6 protein-coding genes are annotated in these 17,028 nt (G+C 68.8%); 1 reads left to right on the top strand and 5 read right to left on the bottom strand.

The features are described 5' to 3' along the window. Nucleotides 1-5: 5 nt before the first annotated feature. On the bottom strand, nucleotides 6-11,330 hold the full coding sequence (locus ABD798_RS00750; RefSeq protein WP_344870449.1) for an SDR family NAD(P)-dependent oxidoreductase: 11,325 nt from the start codon (nucleotides 11,328-11,330) through the stop codon (nucleotides 6-8). A 378-nt stretch (nucleotides 11,331-11,708) separates the two neighbouring features. Here ABD798_RS00750 and ABD798_RS00745 point away from each other — a divergent pair, with 378 nt between their 5' ends. Further along, a complete protein-coding gene (locus tag ABD798_RS00745; protein ID WP_344870448.1) occupies nucleotides 11,709-13,373 on the top strand; it encodes a flavin monoamine oxidase family protein in 1,665 nt (554 codons plus the stop codon). On the opposite strand, the gene ABD798_RS00740 is transcribed toward ABD798_RS00745, so the two are convergent. The 4 genes from ABD798_RS00740 to ABD798_RS00725 all read right to left on the bottom strand — a co-directional run bounded on the left by ABD798_RS00740 (nucleotide 13,363) and on the right by ABD798_RS00725 (nucleotide 16,949). Then, complete coding sequence (locus ABD798_RS00740; protein WP_344870446.1) at nucleotides 13,363-14,298, bottom strand: hypothetical protein; 936 nt, start codon at nucleotides 14,296-14,298, stop codon at nucleotides 13,363-13,365. The genes ABD798_RS00745 and ABD798_RS00740 overlap by 11 nt on opposite strands. After that, nucleotides 14,295-14,627 carry a PadR family transcriptional regulator gene (locus ABD798_RS00735; protein ID WP_344870444.1) on the bottom strand — a complete coding sequence of 111 codons (333 nt, stop codon included), beginning with the start codon at nucleotides 14,625-14,627 and terminating at the stop codon, nucleotides 14,295-14,297. Before ABD798_RS00735 ends, ABD798_RS00740 begins: the two co-directional genes overlap by 4 nt. 75 nt (nucleotides 14,628-14,702) lie before the next feature. Next, nucleotides 14,703-15,815, bottom strand: a complete 1,113-nt coding sequence (locus tag ABD798_RS00730; RefSeq protein WP_344870443.1) for an HNH endonuclease signature motif containing protein — start codon at nucleotides 15,813-15,815, stop codon at nucleotides 14,703-14,705. Nucleotides 15,816-16,172: 357 nt separating this feature from the next. Continuing rightward, a complete protein-coding gene (locus ABD798_RS00725; protein ID WP_344870442.1) occupies nucleotides 16,173-16,949 on the bottom strand; it encodes a DUF6597 domain-containing transcriptional factor in 777 nt (258 codons plus the stop codon). Between the last annotated feature and the right edge of the window lie 79 nt (nucleotides 16,950-17,028).

Genomic DNA, 17,028 nt, shown 5'->3' with positions numbered 1-17,028 from the left:
ACTCGTCAGGAAATGCCGAGTTCTCGTTCCAGGAAGTCCACGACCTCGTCGGCGGAGGCGTCCTCAAGCCCGCTCGCCTCCGGCGCGCCGGTGCCCGAGAACTTCGACACCAGTTCCTCAAGCCGCAACGTGATCGACAGCCGGCCGTCCGCGCCCACGGCGTCCAGGCTGGCCTCCAAGCGGTCCAGCTCGGCCAGCACCGACGCCGCCGACAGCGTGGTCGTCGCCGCGGGCGCCACGGTCTCGCGCAGGTGCGCCGCGAGCGTCGTCGCCGTCGGGTAGTCGAAGACCGCCGTCGCCGACAACCGCACTCCGGTCGCGCTGGTGAGCCGGTTGCGCAGCTCCACCGAGGTCAGCGAGTCGAAGCCCAGCTCGGTGAACGCCTGCTCCGCGTCGATCGCCGAAGCACCGCTGTGCCCGAGCACCGCCGCCGCGTGCGAGCGCACCACGTCGAGCAGAATCGCTTCCTGCTCAACAGGAGCGAGCCCGGTCAGCCGCTGAGCGAGCGAGGAGGCCTTGTCCTCCCCCGACTTCGCCGCACGCCGCGCCGGTGCACGCACGAGCCCGTGCAGGATCTGCGCCAAGTCGTTGTCACGCGCGTAGGTCTGCAACGCCGCGCGGTCCAGCTTCACCGGCGCCGCAACGGTTTCACCAGCGGCAACGGCGGCGTCGAACAGCGCCATGCCTTCGTCCTCGGTCAGCGCGCCGAAGCCTTCGCGAGCCATCCGCGCAAGATCAGCGTCGGTGAGCCCCGCGCCCATGCCTCCCGCCCACAGGCCCCAAGCCTGCGACTGCGCGGGAAGCCCTTGCGCGACGCGGTTTTCGGCCAGTGCGTTCAGGAAGGCATTGGCGGCGCCGTAGTTCGCCTGGCCCGCCGTGCCCATAAGCCCGGTGATCGAGGAGAACAGCACGAACTGCGCCAGGTCACGGTCACGGGTCAGCTCGTGCAGGTGCCACGCCGCGTCGACCTTGGGTCGCAACACCTTGTCCATGCGCTCAGGGTTCAGCGAAGCCAGCAGCCCGTCGTCGAGCACGCCCGCCGTGTGGATCACCGAGCCCAAGCGGGGAATCCCGCTCAGCAGATCCGAGACGGCGTCCCGGTCAGCCACGTCGCACGCGACGACCTCAACCTGCGCGCCCCTGTGGGTCAGCTCCGCCGCCAGGGCAGCCGCGCCGGGCGCCTCCGGACCACGTCGGCTGGTCAGCACCAGGTTGCGCGCGCCGTGCTCCACCAGGTGCCGGGCCAGCACTCCGCCGAGCCCGCCGGTGCCGCCGGTGATCAACACCGCGTCGGAGGGGTCGACCACGCGCGGCAGGGTCAGCACGACCTTGCCGACGTGCTTGGCCTGGCTGATGAACCGGAACGCCTCGGGCGCCTGGCGCACGTCCCACGCCTTGGTCGGCAAGGGCTTCAACGCCCCCTGAGCGAACAGCGCGTCCAGCTCGCCCCACATCTCGCCGATGCGCTCCGGACCCGCGTCGATCAGGTCGAACGCGCGGTACTCAATCCCACTGGGTACTGAGTCTGCCGAGCGCACGTCGGTCTTGCCCATCTCCACGAACCGGCCGCCCTCCGCGACCAGCCGCAGCGACGCGTCCACGAACTCGCCCGCGAGCGCGTCCAGCACCACGTCGACACCCCGGCCACCCGTGGCGGCGCGGAAGGAGTCCTCGAACTCCAACGTGCGCGAGGAGGCGATGTGCTCGATCCCCTGACCCCGCAACACGTCCCACTTGCCCGGACTCGCGGTGCCGAACACCGTCGCTCCCAGGTGCTGCGCGATCTGGGTCGCCGCCATGCCCACGCCACCGGCCGCGGCGTGGATCAGCACCGACTCCCCCGCCCGCACCCGACCGAGGTCGCGCAGGCCGTAGTAGGCGGTGAGGAACACCAGCGGGACCGCCGACGCCTCCTCGAAGCTCCACCCCTCCGGAATCCGAGTCACCAACCGCCGGTCGGCATCGGCAACAGGCGCGATACCGCCGATCACCAGGCCCATCACCCGATCACCGGGCTTGAGGTCGGCCACGTCGGCGCCCACGTCGAGCACCACGCCCGCGGCCTCGTTGCCGATGATCCCCGCGTCACCGGGGTACATGCCCAGCACGGTGAGCACATCGCGGAAGTTCAGCCCGGCCGCGCGAACACCGATCCGGACGTCACCGGGCGCGAGCGGCTCAAGCACGCCCGGGTTGGGCTCCAGGACCAAGTGGTCCAGAGTTCCCTTGCCCGACATGCCCAACCGCCACGCCTCGGTTCCCGCAGGTGGCAGCACACGGTCGTCCTTCGCGGGCACGAGTCTCAGTCCGTACGCGGTACCGTCCCGAACCACGACCTGCGACTCACCCGTGCCGAGCGCCTCGCCCAGGAGTTCGCCGTCGCCTTCGACCAGCACGAACCGGCCGGGGTTCTCCTGCTGCGCGGTGCGCACGAGCCCCCAGGCGGTCGACGACGCCAGATCACCGGGCTGGGTGTGCACGACGAGCTTCGAGTCCCCCGAAGTCCACCCCTGCACGACCTCCAGCACCTGGTGGGACACCGCCCGCGCAGCCGAAGGCACATCCCCTTCAGCCGGCTCGATCGCGAGCACGACGTAGGGGGCTTCGCCCTCGCCGTGAGCAACCCACTCGACGGCTTCGCCCAGTTCGACCGGCACCCACTCCGGCCGGAACAGCTGGTCCGACCCCGCCGTCAGCTGCTCCGCCGAGACCTCGCGCAACGCCAGCTCATCAACCGACATCACCGGCGCACCGGTGCCATCGGCCAGCTCGATCGACACAGAACCGTTGTCCCGCAGGGAGAGCCGCACACGCAGCTCGCTCGCTCCGGAGGCGTGCAGCGTGACCCCGCTCCACGAGAACGGCAGCGAAGCGGGCGTGTCCTCGCCGATCCCGATCGCGTGCAACGACGCGTCGAGCAACGCGGGATGCAGCCCGTACTTCGAGCCGTCGCCCTCGCCGAGCGAAACCTCGGCGTACACGTCCTTGCCATGCCGCCAAGCGGCGCGCAGCCCCTGGAACGTCGGCCCATAGACGAGCCCGGTCTCGGCGAGCGTGTCGTACTGGTCCTCAACGGAGATCGCCTCAGCACCAGCGGGCGGCCACGTCGCGAAGTCGAACTCCGGCGCGGCACCGCTCGGCACGATCGCCCCCGTGGCGTGCAGCGTCCAGTCCACGCCGTCCTGCTTGCGGGAGTGCACGTTGATGCTCCGCCGACCGTCGTCGTCCGCCGACCCAACGTGCACCTGGACCTGAATGGCACCGGATTCCGGCAGCACGAGCGGCGCCTGAAGCATCAGCTCCTCAACCGTCCCGCAGCCCGCTTCATCCGCCGCGCGCACCGCCAGCTCGATCAACCCAGCACCCGGCACGAGCACCTGGCCCAGGACCGCGTGATCCGCGAGCCACCCGTGCGTGGACAGCGACAGCCGCCCGGTGAACAGGTACGAGTCGGTCTCCGCCAGCGCCACGGCCGCGCCGAGCAGCGGGTGATCAGCCGAAGCGAGACCGAGACCCGTGGCGTCTCCGCCGGGACCGGCCGCGCGGAGCCAGTAGCGCCCGTGCTGGAAGGCATAGGTCGGCAGGTCAACACGCTGCGCTCCGGGGAACACCGCGTTCCAGTTGATCCCCACACCCGCCGTGTGCAGCTGCGCCAGCGCGGCAGTCGCGGTGGTCTCCTCATCGCGATTCCGGCGGAGCACGGGCACGAACACGCCGTCCGTGCACTCCGCGCCCATCGCCGAAAGGACGCCGTCCGGGCCGATCTCCACGTACTTCGTGACGCCTTCGGCCTCCAGCGTCGCGATCCCGTCAGCGAAGCGCACCGCGTCCCGCACGTGCCGCACCCAGTACTCCGGGTTCGACACGGGCTCCCCGAGCGCGCCAGTCACGTTGGACACCAAGGGAATCGTGGGCTCGCCGTACGAGATCGACTCCGCAACCGCCCGGAAGTCCGCGAGCATGTCGTCCATAAGCGACGAGTGGAACGCGTGCGACACCGAAAGCCGCTTGGTCTTGCGATCCGAGAACTGCGCCGCAACCACCAGCACAGCCTCTTCAACACCGGAGATCACCACCGAGCGAGGCCCGTTGATCGCCGCGATGTCCACACCCGGCACAAGCGCGGAAACAACCTCATCCTCAGTGGCCTGAACAGCGATCATGGCTCCACCACTCGGCAAAGCCTGCATCAACCGACCACGAGCAGCCACCAACCGCGCAGCGTCCTCCAGCGAGAACACCCCGGCCACATGCGCGGCGGCCAGCTCACCGATCGAATGCCCGACCAGGTAATCCGGCCGAACGCCCCACGACTCCACCAGCCGGTACAGCGCCACTTCGAGCGCGAACAGAGCGGGCTGAGCGTTCCCGGTCTGGTCCAAGTCGTCGGACAGAGCAGGCAGCAGCGCCCGAACCTCGTCGTACGCAGCCGCGAACACCGGGAAAGCCGCGTGCAGCTGGTCGCCCATGCCGAGCCGCTGAGACCCCTGGCCGGTGAACAGGAACGCCAGCCGCCCTGCCACCGCGGACCCGCGCACAACATTCGGCGCGGACTCACCAGAGGCCAGAACATCAAGCGCCGCAAGCAGTTCCTCGCGCGTCGAACCGACGACCCCGGCGCGCACGTCCAACGCCGCCCGAGCCGTGGCCAGCGAGAAGCCGATGTCGGCGAGGTTGCCGGACGCCTCGCGGAGCCGTCGAGCCTGAGCCCGCACGGCCTCCTCGGTCTTGCCCGAGAGCACCCACGGCGTGACTGCCGGGACCGCCGTCGAAGCCGGAGAAACGGCCGGCCCCTGCTCCAGGATGAGGTGCGCATTGGTCCCGGAGATGCCGAACGACGACACCGCGGCCCGACGCGGACGCTGTACCGACGGCCACGTGACGGCTTCCGTCAGGAGCGAAACCGCTCCGGCCGACCAGTCCACGTGCGGGGTGGGCGAGTCCACGTGCAGGCTCTGCGGGAGCAGGCCGTTGCGCATGGCGTGCACCATCTTGATCACGCCCGCGACACCGGCGGCGGCCTGCGTGTGACCGATGTTGGACTTGATAGAGCCGAGCCACAGCGGCTTGTCCTCGAAGCGGTCCTGACCGTAGGTCGCCAGCAACGCCTGCGCTTCGATCGGATCGCCCAGCCGGGTCCCCGTGCCGTGCGCCTCCACAGCGTCCACATCGGACGGTCCGAGCCCGGCATTGGCCAGCGCCTGGCGGATCACCCGCTGCTGCGAAGGACCGTTCGGCGCGGTCAACCCGTTCGACGCGCCGTCCTGGTTGATCGCCGAGCCCCGGACCACCGCGAGCACCTGGTGTCCATTCCGGACAGCGTCGGACAGGCGCTCCAGCACCACCATGCCAACGCCCTCGGACCAGCTGGTCCCGTCCGCCGCAGCAGCGAAGGACTTGCTCCGCCCATCAGCCGCGAGCCCGCGCTGACGGGAGAAATCCACAAAGGTCTCCGGGGTGGACATCACCGTCACACCACCGGCCAGCGCGAGCGAACACTCGCCCGAGCGCAGCGCCTGCGAGGCGATGTGCATGGCCACCAAGGACGATGAGCACGCGGTGTCCACGGTGACCGCCGGGCCTTCGAGGCCGAAGCTGTACGCCACCCGCCCGGAGAGCACGCTCGCCGAGGTGCCCGTGCCGACGTACCCTTCGACCTCTTCGGGGATCGAGCTGAGGCCGTGCGCGTAGTCGTAGTACATGATCCCGGCGAAGACTCCGGTGTTGCTGCCCTTGAGCGACATCGGGTCGATTCCCGCGCGCTCCAACGACTCCCACGACACCTCCAGCAGCAACCGCTGCTGCGAGTCCATCGCGACCGCCTCGCGCGGCGAGATCCCGAAGAACTCCGCGTCGAAGGCGTCGGCGTCGTGCAGGAACCCGCCCTGGTCAGCGTACGAAGTACCACGGTGGTCAGGGTCCGGGTGGAACAGCGTGTCCAGGTCCCACCCGCGATTGACCGGGAAGCCCGAGATGCCGTCAGTACCGGTCGAGACCAGGTTCCACAGGTCCTCCGGCGAGGTCACACCGCCCGGGTACCGGCACGCCATGCCCACGATCGCGATCGGCTCGTCCAGCCCGACGGCCGCCGCGACCGTCTCCGTGACCGCTTCGTCGGCTCCCACCAGCTCGGAGCGGATGAAGGCGGCCAGCGTCGCGGGCGCCGGGTAGTCGAAGACCAACGTCGCCGGGAGCCTCAACCCGGTCGCGCTGTTGAGCCGATTGCGCAGCTCGACGGCAGTCAGCGAGTCGAAGCCGAGGTCGGTGAACGCCCGGTCCGGCTCGATGGCGCCGGTCGTCGCGTGACCCAGTACCGAAGCGACCTGAGTCCGCACGAGGTCGAGCAGCGCGCGGTCCTGATCAGCCGCCGACAGCCCGGCAAGCCGCTGCGCCAACGGTGAATCGCCGCTGTCGCCCTGCGCAACCCGCCGCGTCGAAGTCCGCACCAGACCGCGCAGCAGAGATGGCACCGAGCCGTGCCGTGCGTGCGCCTGCAAAGCGGCGGTGTCGAGCTTCATCGTGACCGTGACCGCGCGATCGCCAGCGATAGCGGCATCGAACAGCGCGAGACCGTCCTCTTCGGACAGTGCGCCGAAACCCTGCCGTGCCGCGCGGTCCACATCGGACTGAGCGAGCTGGCCACCCATGCCCGAAGCCCACAAGCCCCACACGAGCGAGTGCGCGGGCAGCCCCTCGCTGCGCCGCTGAACCGCGAGCGCGTCGAGGTAGGCGTTGGCAGCGGCGTAGTTGCCCTGCCCGGCGCCCTCGAAGAGCCCAGCCGTGGAAGAGAACAGCACGAACATCGAAAGATCGAGTTCACGCGTCAGCTCGTGCAGGTGCCACGCGGCGTCCGCTTTGGGGCGCATCACCTTCTCGACCTGCTCAACGGTCAGCGAGGTGATCAGACCGTCCTCAAGCACACCGGCCGCGTGCACGACACCGACAAGCGGTTTGTCGGCCGGGACTGCGTCCACCACGGACTCCAGTGCAGCGCGGTCAGCCGCATCGCACGCGGCGATCGTCACGTCAGCGCCGAGTGCGGCCAACGAGGCCTTGAGATCCGCGGCACCCGGCGCCGCACCGCCACGACGGCTGGTCAGCACCAGGTTGGTCACACCGTGCTTGACCACCAAGTGCTTGGCCAGCAAGCCTCCCAGGCCGCCCGTGCCGCCGGTGATCAGCACCGTCCCGTCGAGCACCGGCTTCTCGCCCTGCGCCACAACCTTCACGAGCCGAGGCGCGAACAACGAGCCGTCGCGAACTGCGACCTGCGGTTCGCCAGTCCCGACCGCGCGACCAACGTCCTCCAGCGGCCCATCTACGAGCACGAACCGGTCCGGGTTCTCCGACTGCGCCGACCGGATCAGCCCCCACACCGCCGCGCCACCGAGGTCCGCGCGGTTGGCAACGACAACGAGCTTCGAGTCCGCGAACTTCGAGTCGGCCAGGAAGGCCTGCACAGCAAGCAGAACGTGGTTGACGTCGTCGCTCGACAAGACCGCGACCGCAGGCACCGTGTCTCCGACCGAGTCGAGCGCGGTCCACTCAACGGCCGGACCCACGACCGGAACCCAGTCCACGCCGTACAACGGGTCGCTCGCCCGAAGCTGCTCGGAACTGACCGCCCGCGACACCAACGACTCCACGGTGATCACCGGCGCGCCGGTCGCGTCAACGGCGTGCAGCGAAACCTCGTCGGCGCCGTCCGAAGTCACCTTCACGCGCAGCGAAGTGGCCCCGGTCGCGTGCAGCGTCACGCCGGACCACGCGAAAGGCAGCCGCGCCTGACCGTTGTCCTTGCCGACCCCACCGAGCCCCATCGCGTGCAGCGCGGAGTCCAGCAACGCCGGGTGCAGCCCGAACTCCGAGTCGCCTTCCAGAGAGACCTCGGCGTACACGTCGTTGCCCTGGGCCCACACGGAACGCAGTCCCTGGAACAGCGGCCCGTAGGTCAGTCCGGTGGCGGCCAGCTCCTCGTAGACGCCCTCCAACGACACGGCCTTCGCACCGGTGGGTGGCCACTGCGACGGCGCGAACGAAGGCTCTCCCGCCTGCACCGCGAGGGTGCCGGACGCGTGCTGAACCCAGTCCTCGTGCCGCGAGTGAATGCTGAGCGCCCGCCGACCGGTCACGTCCGGCGGCCCCACCCACACCTGCACCTGCACGGAACCGGACTCCGGCATGGTCAGCGGAGCCTGGAGCGTCAGCTCCTCCACCTGCGCGCACCCGGCCTCGTCGGCGGCGCGCACGGCCAGCTCGACCAACGCGGTACCGGGTACCACAACGCGGCCCAGTACCACGTGACCGGCCAGCCACGGGTGCGTCGCCAGCGACAGCCGCCCGGTCAGCACGTACCCGTCGACGTCGACCAGCGGGACCGCCGCGCCGAGCATCGGGTGATCGGCCGCGCCGAGCCCGACCGAGGCGAGGTCGCCGGTCACGGCCGAGCCCTGGAGCCAGAAGTGCCGGTGCTGGAAGGCGTAGGTCGGCAGATCGACCTTGCGCACGTCGGCGGGGAAGAACGCCGCCCAGTCCACGTCGGCACCGCGCACGTGCAGCTGCGCGAGCGCCGCAAGCACCTCCGGCTCCTCCGGCCGGTCCCTGCGCAACGCCGACCGGAACACCACGTCCGAGCCCGAAACGCTCTCCTGGGCCATCGCGGTGAGCACCCCGTCGGGACCGAGTTCCAAATAGGTCGTGACCCCGGCCGCCTCCAAGGTCTGCACGCTGTCGTGGAACCGCACGGCGGCGCTGACATGCTGAACCCAGTACTCCGGCGAACGCAGTTCCGCCCCGGCCACCTGCCCGGTCACGGTCGAGACGAACGGGATCTTCGGCTCGGAGTACGTCAGCAGCGCGGCGAGCTCACCGAACTCGCGCAGCATCGGCTCCATCAGCGGCGAGTGGAACGCGTGGCTGACGGTCAACCGCTTGGACTTGCCCTTCCACGCCTCCGCGATCCCGACGACCACGTCCTCAGCCCCGGAGATCACCACCGACGACGGCCCGTTGACGGCCGCGATCCCCGCGAGCGAGTGCCCGGCAAGCAGCTCCCGAGCCTCACTCTCGGAAGCGCGCAACGACACCATGGCGCCACCGGCAGGCAGCGCCTGCATCAGCCGACCGCGCGCGGCAACGAGCGTCGCGGCGTCCTCCAGGTTCAGCACTCCGGCGATGTGCGCAGCCGCGATCTCGCCGATCGAATGCCCGGCGACGAAGTCCGGCCGCACACCCCACGACTCCAGCAGCCGGTACAGCGCCACCTCAAGCGCGAACAACGCAGGCTGCGCAAACGCAGTCTGATGAAGCAGATCCGCCTCAGGCTCGCCCTGTTCGGCGAACATCACGTCCAACAGCGGAAGATCAAGCTGGATGTCGAGGTAACCGCACGCCTCATCGATGGCGTCGGCGAACACCGGGAACCGCTCGTACAGATCGAGGCCCATCGCCCAGCGCTGCGAGCCCTGCCCGGTGAACAGGAACGCGAGTTTGCCCGGCGAGACAACGCCCCGCACAGTCGGCTCAGCGAGCCCGGCCAGCAGTTCGTCCCGTCCAGACCCGATCACCACGGCCCGGTGGTCGAGCGCGGTGCGAGTGGTGGCCAACGACAACCCGACGTCGGCGGGCCGCAGCTGCATGTTCTCGTCCACAAAGGACTGAAGCCGCTCCGCCTGCGCGTCGAGCGCCTCAGCGGTCTTGCCCGAGAACACCCACGCTGTCGGAGTGATCCGCGCGCGCAGCGCCCCCTCCGGCTCAGTCACCTCAGCGACCACCGGCGGCTGCTCGATGATCACGTGCGCATTGGTGCCGGAGATGCCGAACGACGACACCGCGGCCCGCCGTGGACGCGATACCACCGGCCACGCGACGGCTTCCGTCAGGAGCGAAACCGCCCCCGCCGACCAGTCGACCTGCGGCGTCGGCGAGTCGATGTTGAGCGACTTCGGCAGGACTCCGTACCGGATCGCCATGATCATCTTGATCACACCGGCAGCGCCCGCCGCAGCCTGAGCGTGCCCGATGTTGGACTTGATGGACCCCAGGTACAGCGGCTCGTCACGGTCGCGGCCGTACGTCGCGAGCAGCGCCTGCGCCTCAATGGGATCCCCCAGCCGGGTCCCGGTGCCGTGTGCTTCGACGGCATCGACGTCCGAAGTGGACAGTCCGCCGCTGGCGAGCGCGTCGCGGATGACCCGCTGCTGCGCGAGACCGTTCGGCGCGGTCAGCCCGTTCGACGCACCATCGGAGTTGATCGCCGAGCCCCGCACGATCGCGAGCACCTGGTGTCCATTTCGGACGGCATCGGAAAGCCGCTCCACCACTAGGATTCCGACACCCTCGCCCCACCCGGTGCCGTCAGCCGACGCAGCGAAGGACTTGCAACGCCCGTCCTGCGCCAGGCCCCGCTGCCGCGAGAACGCGGTGAACGTGCCAGGGCTGCCCATCACCGCGACACCGCCGGCCAGCGCGAGGTCGCACTCCCCGGACCGCAGCGACTGAGCCGCCACGTGCAGTGCGACCAGCGAGCCGGAGCACGCGGTGTCCACGGTGAACGTCGGACCTTCCAGCCCGAACAGGTATGCGATGCGCCCCGACACCACGCTGGGCGCGTTGCCGGTCATCAGGTGGCCCTCGAAACCCTCGGGAGCTTCGAACAGCCGGGGCCCGTACTCCTGCGGCTCGACGCCGACGAACACGCCGGAACGGCTGCCGCGCAAGGTGTTCGGGTCGATGCCCGCGCGCTCAAGGGCTTCCCAGGACGCTTCGAGCACCAGGCGCTGCTGCGGGTCCATCGCGGTGGCTTCACGCGGGGAGATCCCGAAGAACTCGGCGTCGAAGGCGCCCGCGCTGTGCAGGAAGCCGCCCTCGCGCGCGTAGGTCTTGCCGGGCTTGTCCGGGTCCGGGTCGTAGAGCCCGTCCACGTCCCACCCGCGATCGGTCGGGAAGCCGGTGATCGCGTCGACGCCCTCGGCGACCACGCGCCACAGTTCCTCCGGGGACGTTGCCCCACCGGGGAATCGGCATCCGATGCCGACGATGGCGATGTCCTCGCCCGGCGCGACGGCCCTCGGCGGCGGGGCTTCCTCCGGCGAATCGCCCGAGCCCAAGCGCCTGGCCAGCGCGGTGGGCGTGGGGTGGTCGTATACGACGGTCACGGGCAGGTCGAGCCCGGTCGCCGCGACCAGGCGCGCGTGCAGTTCGACCACCGCCATGGAGTCGAAGCCGAGTTCGAGGAAGGTCAGCCGCGCGTCGAAGCCCGACGCGTGCGGAAGCATGTCGCGCAGGACCTCGGTCGTGACCGTCCGGACCAGGTCGTCGAACTCGCTCATCAGCGCACTCCACAACTACATCGGCGGGCCAGTGTTTAGCGGAAACCGCACGCTTTTATGCATGACAAGTGCGGAATGCGTTCTCAACCTACCTTCGGGCAGCGAACACAACCGAGGGGTCGTCACTCCACCACCGACCCATCACCCGGTAATTCAACCCCCATCAGCGCAGGTCAACGGGTGCAGTCTAAACGAGGACACCGGCGAAGAGCACTGGTCATACGCCTACTGATCCAGACACGAGCCGGGTCGAGTTTCCCGTTGATGGGCGAGGCGCGGAACACCGGTCCTACACATTAGACGAAGCCGAGTTTTACGTTGGAAATCGCTGCCCTCACCTTTGTCAGGTCGTTTTTCCAGTTCGGAGGAGGTACCCCGATGGTCTCGACGCACGCCGACGAGGACGACCAGCCGACGCCGACCACGGTGCTGTGCCCCGACTTCCCCTTCGCCTACGACGACTGGGTCCGCCATCCCGCCGGGCTCGGCGAGCTGCCCGCGCACGCGCACGGCAGCGAGGTCGCGGTCATCGGCGGCGGCATCTCCGGCCTGGTGACCGCTTACGAGCTGATGAAGCTCGGGCTGCGCCCCGTCGTCTACGAGGCCGAGCAGCTCGGCGGCCGGATGCGCTCGGTCGGCTTCGAGGGCCACCCCGAGGCGAAGGCGGAGATGGGCGCGATGCGCTTCCCGCCGTCAGCGACGCTGTTCCACTACGTCAACAAACTGGGACTCAGGACCAAACCGTTCCCGAACCCGCTCTCACCCGCGACGCCGAGCACCGTGGTGAACCTGCGCGGCGAGTCGCACTGGGCGCGCACGCAGGAGGACCTGCCCGAGGTCTACCAGCAGGTCTCCGACGCGTGGGCGAAGGCCTTGCAGGAGAAGGCCGACATGTCGCTCATGGAGGACGCGATCGCGCGCCGCGACGTGCCCACCATCAAGGCGCTGTGGAACCACATGGTGCCGGAGCTGGACAACCAGTCCTTCTACGGTTTCCTGGCGTCCTCGGCGGCGTTCTCCTCCTTCGAGCACCGCGAGATCTTCGGCCAGGTCGGTTTCGGCTGCGGCGGCTGGGACACCGACTTCACCAACTCGATGCTCGACATCCTGCGCGTGGTCTACACCGAGGCCAGCGACCGCCATCACCGGATTCTCGGTGGCTGCCAACAGGTTCCGGTCGGTCTCTGGAAGCACCAGCCGGAATCGCTCACGCACTGGCCCACCGGCACGTCGCTGGCGTCGCTGCACGGCGGCTCCCCTAGGCCCGCCGTGGTCAGCATCGACCGCACGCCATCCGGCTACGTCGTCGAGGACACCACCGGCGAGGTCCGCGAGTTCCCCGTGGCTGTCTACACCGCGCAGAGCTGGAACCTGTTGTCCCGCATCAAGAGCGATCCCGCGCTGCTGCCGCAGTCACTGTGGACCGCCGTGGAGCGCACCCACTACATGGGCTCGTCGAAGCTGTTCGTGCTGACCGACCGCCCGTTCTGGCGGGACCGCGACCCCAAGACCGGCCGCGATGTCATGAGCATGACGCTCACCGATCGGTTGCCGCGCGGTGTCTACCTGTTCGACGACGGCCCCGACAAGCCCGGCGTGATGTGCTTGTCCTACACGTGGAACGACGATTCCCTCAAGGTCGCCACGCTCACGGCTGAAGAGCGCCTCGACGTGATCTTGGCTTCACTGCGCCACATCTACCCCGATGTCGACATCCGCTCGCACATCATCGCGCCGCCGGTCACCATCACGTGGGAGACCGAGCCGTACTTCATGGGCGCGTTCAAGTCGAGCCTGCCCGGCCACTACCGCTACCAGCGGGAGCTGTTCACCCACTTCATGCAGGCCGAGTTCGCCGAGCAACACCAAGGCTTCTTCATGGCAGGCGACGACGTCTCCTGGGTCGCCGGTTTCGCCGAGAACGCCGTGACCACCGCGCTGAACGCCGTGTGGGGCGTGCTCAACCACCTCGGCGGCGCCACCCACCCCGACAACCCCGGCCCCGGCGACCTCTTCGACGCACTCGCCCCGCTCAAGATCTGACCGGGGAGGAGAGCGCCCCGGCTCCGAAGAGCAGGCACAGCGCCAGGAACGCCCAGGCCGTGTCGCCGTCGACCACGCCGAACACGATGCAGCCGAGGAGGGTCACCACCATCACGGCGTTCTGGGCTCGCCCGGAGCGCCACCACGGCGGCCGAGCCGGTTCGTGCCCGGCCAGCTCCGCCGCGTACTCCTCGGCAGTGCCGAACTCCTCCTCGGCCGTGTTCCCGCTGGCCGTGACGTGTTGCCCCGCCTCCGCGGCCAGCTCCACCGCGCGAGCACGAGGAAGGTCGTGCCGTCCTTCGAGCAGCCCTGCCAAGCGCTTCTCCCAGTCCCCCGCACCGGTGCTCAGCACGCGGGGTTCGTACCGCAAACCCCACCACACCAACGCAATCCCGAGAACCGCGACGATCGGCGCCGGCAAGGTCCCGAGCGAGGTCTTCGGCAAGCCGGTGAAAGCCAGCGCCGTGAGCACGGTGAGCACCCCGACCACGGCGAAAGCCCACACCACCGCCCGAGGCCGTCCGCTCGGCCGCAGCTCGAACGCCGTGACCACCACACCCACCGCCGCCGCGAGCCCCAGCACCGAGCCCACCACCCCCGCCAAGGTCAACGGCACAGTGAGGCCCACCGCCGTCCACAGCACCACGCCCAGCACCACCACGTGCGCACCGAGGAAGACGATCAACGCCCGCCGTCGGCTCCGCGCGGTCATCCCGTCCCGGTCGCGCTCCGCCCGCTCAGCGATCGGAACCCGTTCCACCGCAACAGAACTCGCGAACTCCTCCGGCGTCCCGAACACCACCTCGGGCGTCTCACCGCTGTCGGAGCAGTGCTGCTCCACCTCGCTCAGCACCGTGTCGGCGAGCTCGCGCCGCACGCCGTTCCTGGCGAGCGCCAGCCGCGCCCGGTCATCCCACTCACTCATGCCCGTCCCTTCCCCACGAGGCGATCCATGGCGACGGAGAAGTCCTGCCAGCGCTCGGTTTCCGCCACTAGCCGCTGATGTCCGGCGGCCGTCAGTCGGTAGACCTTGCGCCCCGGCCCGCCCTGCCCAGCCACCCACTCCGCTTCGACGAGGCCAGCGGTCTCCATGCGCCCCAGCACCGGGTAGAGGGCTCCGCCCCTGATCGTGCCCAGCCCCAGCTCCGAGATCCGCTGGATCAGCGCGTACCCGTGCCGGTCGCCTTCCGCGAGCACCGCCGCGAGCACCAGTTCCAGGGTCCCGCGCAGCCACCCCATCGCCGAGTCCGCCACTGTTCTCTCTCCAGGGTATTCGCCATCCAGTACTAGTCCAGATTCAGACTAGCACTTGGCGGCGCCCCTCAGGCCTCAGAAGGGCGCGGGTTCGGCGATGGGTTCCGGGTGCACGTCCTCGGTCTTCCCGTTCGGGGTGGTCCAGGTGTGCGTCCCATCAGGCTGGTTGGTGCACTTCCAGTTGGAGTGGGTCTTCATCCGGTGATGCCTGCGGCACTTCGGCCGCAGGTTGTTGAGTGTGGTGTTCGTGCCGTCGAACGGACAGCAATGATCCAGGTCGCAGCGATGAGCAGGCTGGTTGCACCCGATCGCCATACAGGTCGGGTAGCGGGCGGCGATGAGTTCCCGTTGTTGCGGGGATGGCCGGTAGACGTGGCTGATCTCCTCGGCCATGCCGGTCATGGGGTCGGTGAGGATGCGTTTCCAGATGCCGCCTGCGGCGATGTCCCGGCCGATGCGGGCGGGGATGGGGCCGTAGCCGCCGAGGATGGCGGGGTCGTTGGTCATCCCGAAGGCTGAGGTGATCGGCATGGTCAGGTACACCATGGTCTGACCCTGCGGCGCCGGAGTGTCATGGCCCAGCAGCAGATCGCGGGCGACGTCGGAGCGCTTCTGATCCAGAGTTCGGTCGTCTTTCGGGAGGGATCGGGCGATGCGGTTGACGTGGTCGTAGACCATGGCGGCGTCGTGGGCGGTCATCATCAACCGGATGAGGGCCATACCGTCGTTCAGGTTGATCTTCTCCACCATGCGCTGCTTGCGTTTGGCTTGGAAGCGGCGCTCAGCTGCCTTCGGATCCAAGCGGTGGATGAACCGAACCGCGTACTGACGGGTGGTGGAGTAGGAGTTCTTCTCCGCATGCGCCAGCAGGGCTTCTTCGGCGATCGCGGCGTGCGCGACCGAGAGAACCCGGAGCAGGTCGATGATCATGAGCGCTTTGCCCTCATCAACTCGGCCTTCGACCATCGCCTTCAACACTCCCGGGCGGGAGGTGAGGTCGGTGGCACGGTCGATCAACCAACCCGCTTTCACCCTCGACACGCGCAGTTCACGCATCAACAGCTCTTCAGAGAATTCCCGATCACGAGGCTCAAGATCGGACACATAGTTGAGCAGGGTCACCGAAAACTCAGCCACGGCTTTACCCATGCCCGTGAAGGCCGCTTTGAGGACGGCGTCAGGGTCCATACTCCTATTCTACGTGAATAGAATAGACGATCATGGCCCTAAAGGATGAATTGCCAGGCGCCGAACACGCCGAAAAAGCCCCACGCTGGAACGTAAGCCGCACAACAAAACCGGGTCGACTTTACCTGGGGTGCGCGTGCCATACGCTTCCCAGCGGGCCGGGATTCATCCCGTGCCCGCCCGGCCTACCACGGCACGCGCAAGGGGCCCCAGGTCAAGCCGACCCCACGCTGGAACCGACGCGGGCTGGAAGCCCAGCCGTCCCCCCGCTGGAAGCCCAGCCGGTGCCAGCTGGAAGCCCAGCCGTCCCCGACCTGGAAGCCCAGCCGTCCCCCACCAAAAACCCAAACCCCCACATCAAGCCACAACCCCAGCCCCCGCACACCAAACAGAAGGCGAAACCCCCACAACCCGCACAAAATCCCGAATGAAATGCGACTGATCGCAATACCCCAACTCCGCCCACCCAACCGACTCCCCCGCTGCCAACCGCCCAGCAGCCTCATGCAACCGATACCTCTTCAACACCCACTTGGGCCCCACTCCCACATACCGCCGAAACAACCGCTGCAAAGTCCGCACAGATATCCCGAACCGCTCCGTCACGTCCCCCACCCGCGCAACCTCGCGATCCCGCAACAACGCGTGGACGATCCGCTCAACCAGAAAAACCTCTGGGTCCACCCGGGCAGGCCAGCGCTCCAAGAGGAACCGCTCAGCCACCGCAACCGGATCCGACGCCACCGAGAGCGAAGCAGCGAAGTCGTCGGCCGAAGACCCCCACAACGTCGACAGCGGACGAACCTGATCGGTCAGCTCAGCGACAGAACTCCCGTAGAACGGCTGGAACCCGCCGGGCCGGAACTTGATCCCGAACACGCGCCCGGTCCCCTGGTAGGAGTACGTGAACCGCTCCCGCCCCACGCCGCTGATCAACACCTGGCCACGGTCGTACACGAGGTTCACGCACGGATGCGGCAGCAGCGTCACCGACGCGGTGCGCCCGGCGGGCACGTCCCAGCTCGTCGTCCAGTAGCGCTCGACGAGGGGGAGGCTGGACGGCATGCGCTCCAACCGGAAGCTGGGGTCGCCGGTGTCGAGAACACCGTGCTCACTGGTGGTGGCATCGTCCACAGCCCCAGGATGGCAAACAGGTCTGACAGTGTCGCGTTTGTCCAAGCCGCCGACCCGCCGCCGCGCGCAGGATGAGCGC

The sequence above is a fragment of the Allokutzneria multivorans genome (assembly GCF_039537405.1).
Classification (GTDB): Bacteria; Actinomycetota; Actinomycetes; order Mycobacteriales; family Pseudonocardiaceae; genus Allokutzneria; species Allokutzneria multivorans.
Note: the sequence above shows the minus strand (reverse complement) of the source record. Positions and strands in the feature narration are given on the sequence as shown.

Excerpts from the sequence above, each read along its gene's own strand:
- ABD798_RS00750 (WP_344870449.1), bottom strand. The coding sequence starts at position 11,330 with ATGAGCGAGTTCGACGACCTGGTCCGGACGGTCACGACCGAGGTCCTG.
- ABD798_RS00745 (WP_344870448.1), top strand. The coding sequence starts at position 11,709 with ATGGTCTCGACGCACGCCGACGAGGACGACCAGCCGACGCCGACCACG.
- ABD798_RS00740 (WP_344870446.1), bottom strand. The coding sequence starts at position 14,298 with ATGAGTGAGTGGGATGACCGGGCGCGGCTGGCGCTCGCCAGGAACGGC.
- ABD798_RS00730 (WP_344870443.1), bottom strand. The coding sequence starts at position 15,815 with ATGGACCCTGACGCCGTCCTCAAAGCGGCCTTCACGGGCATGGGTAAA.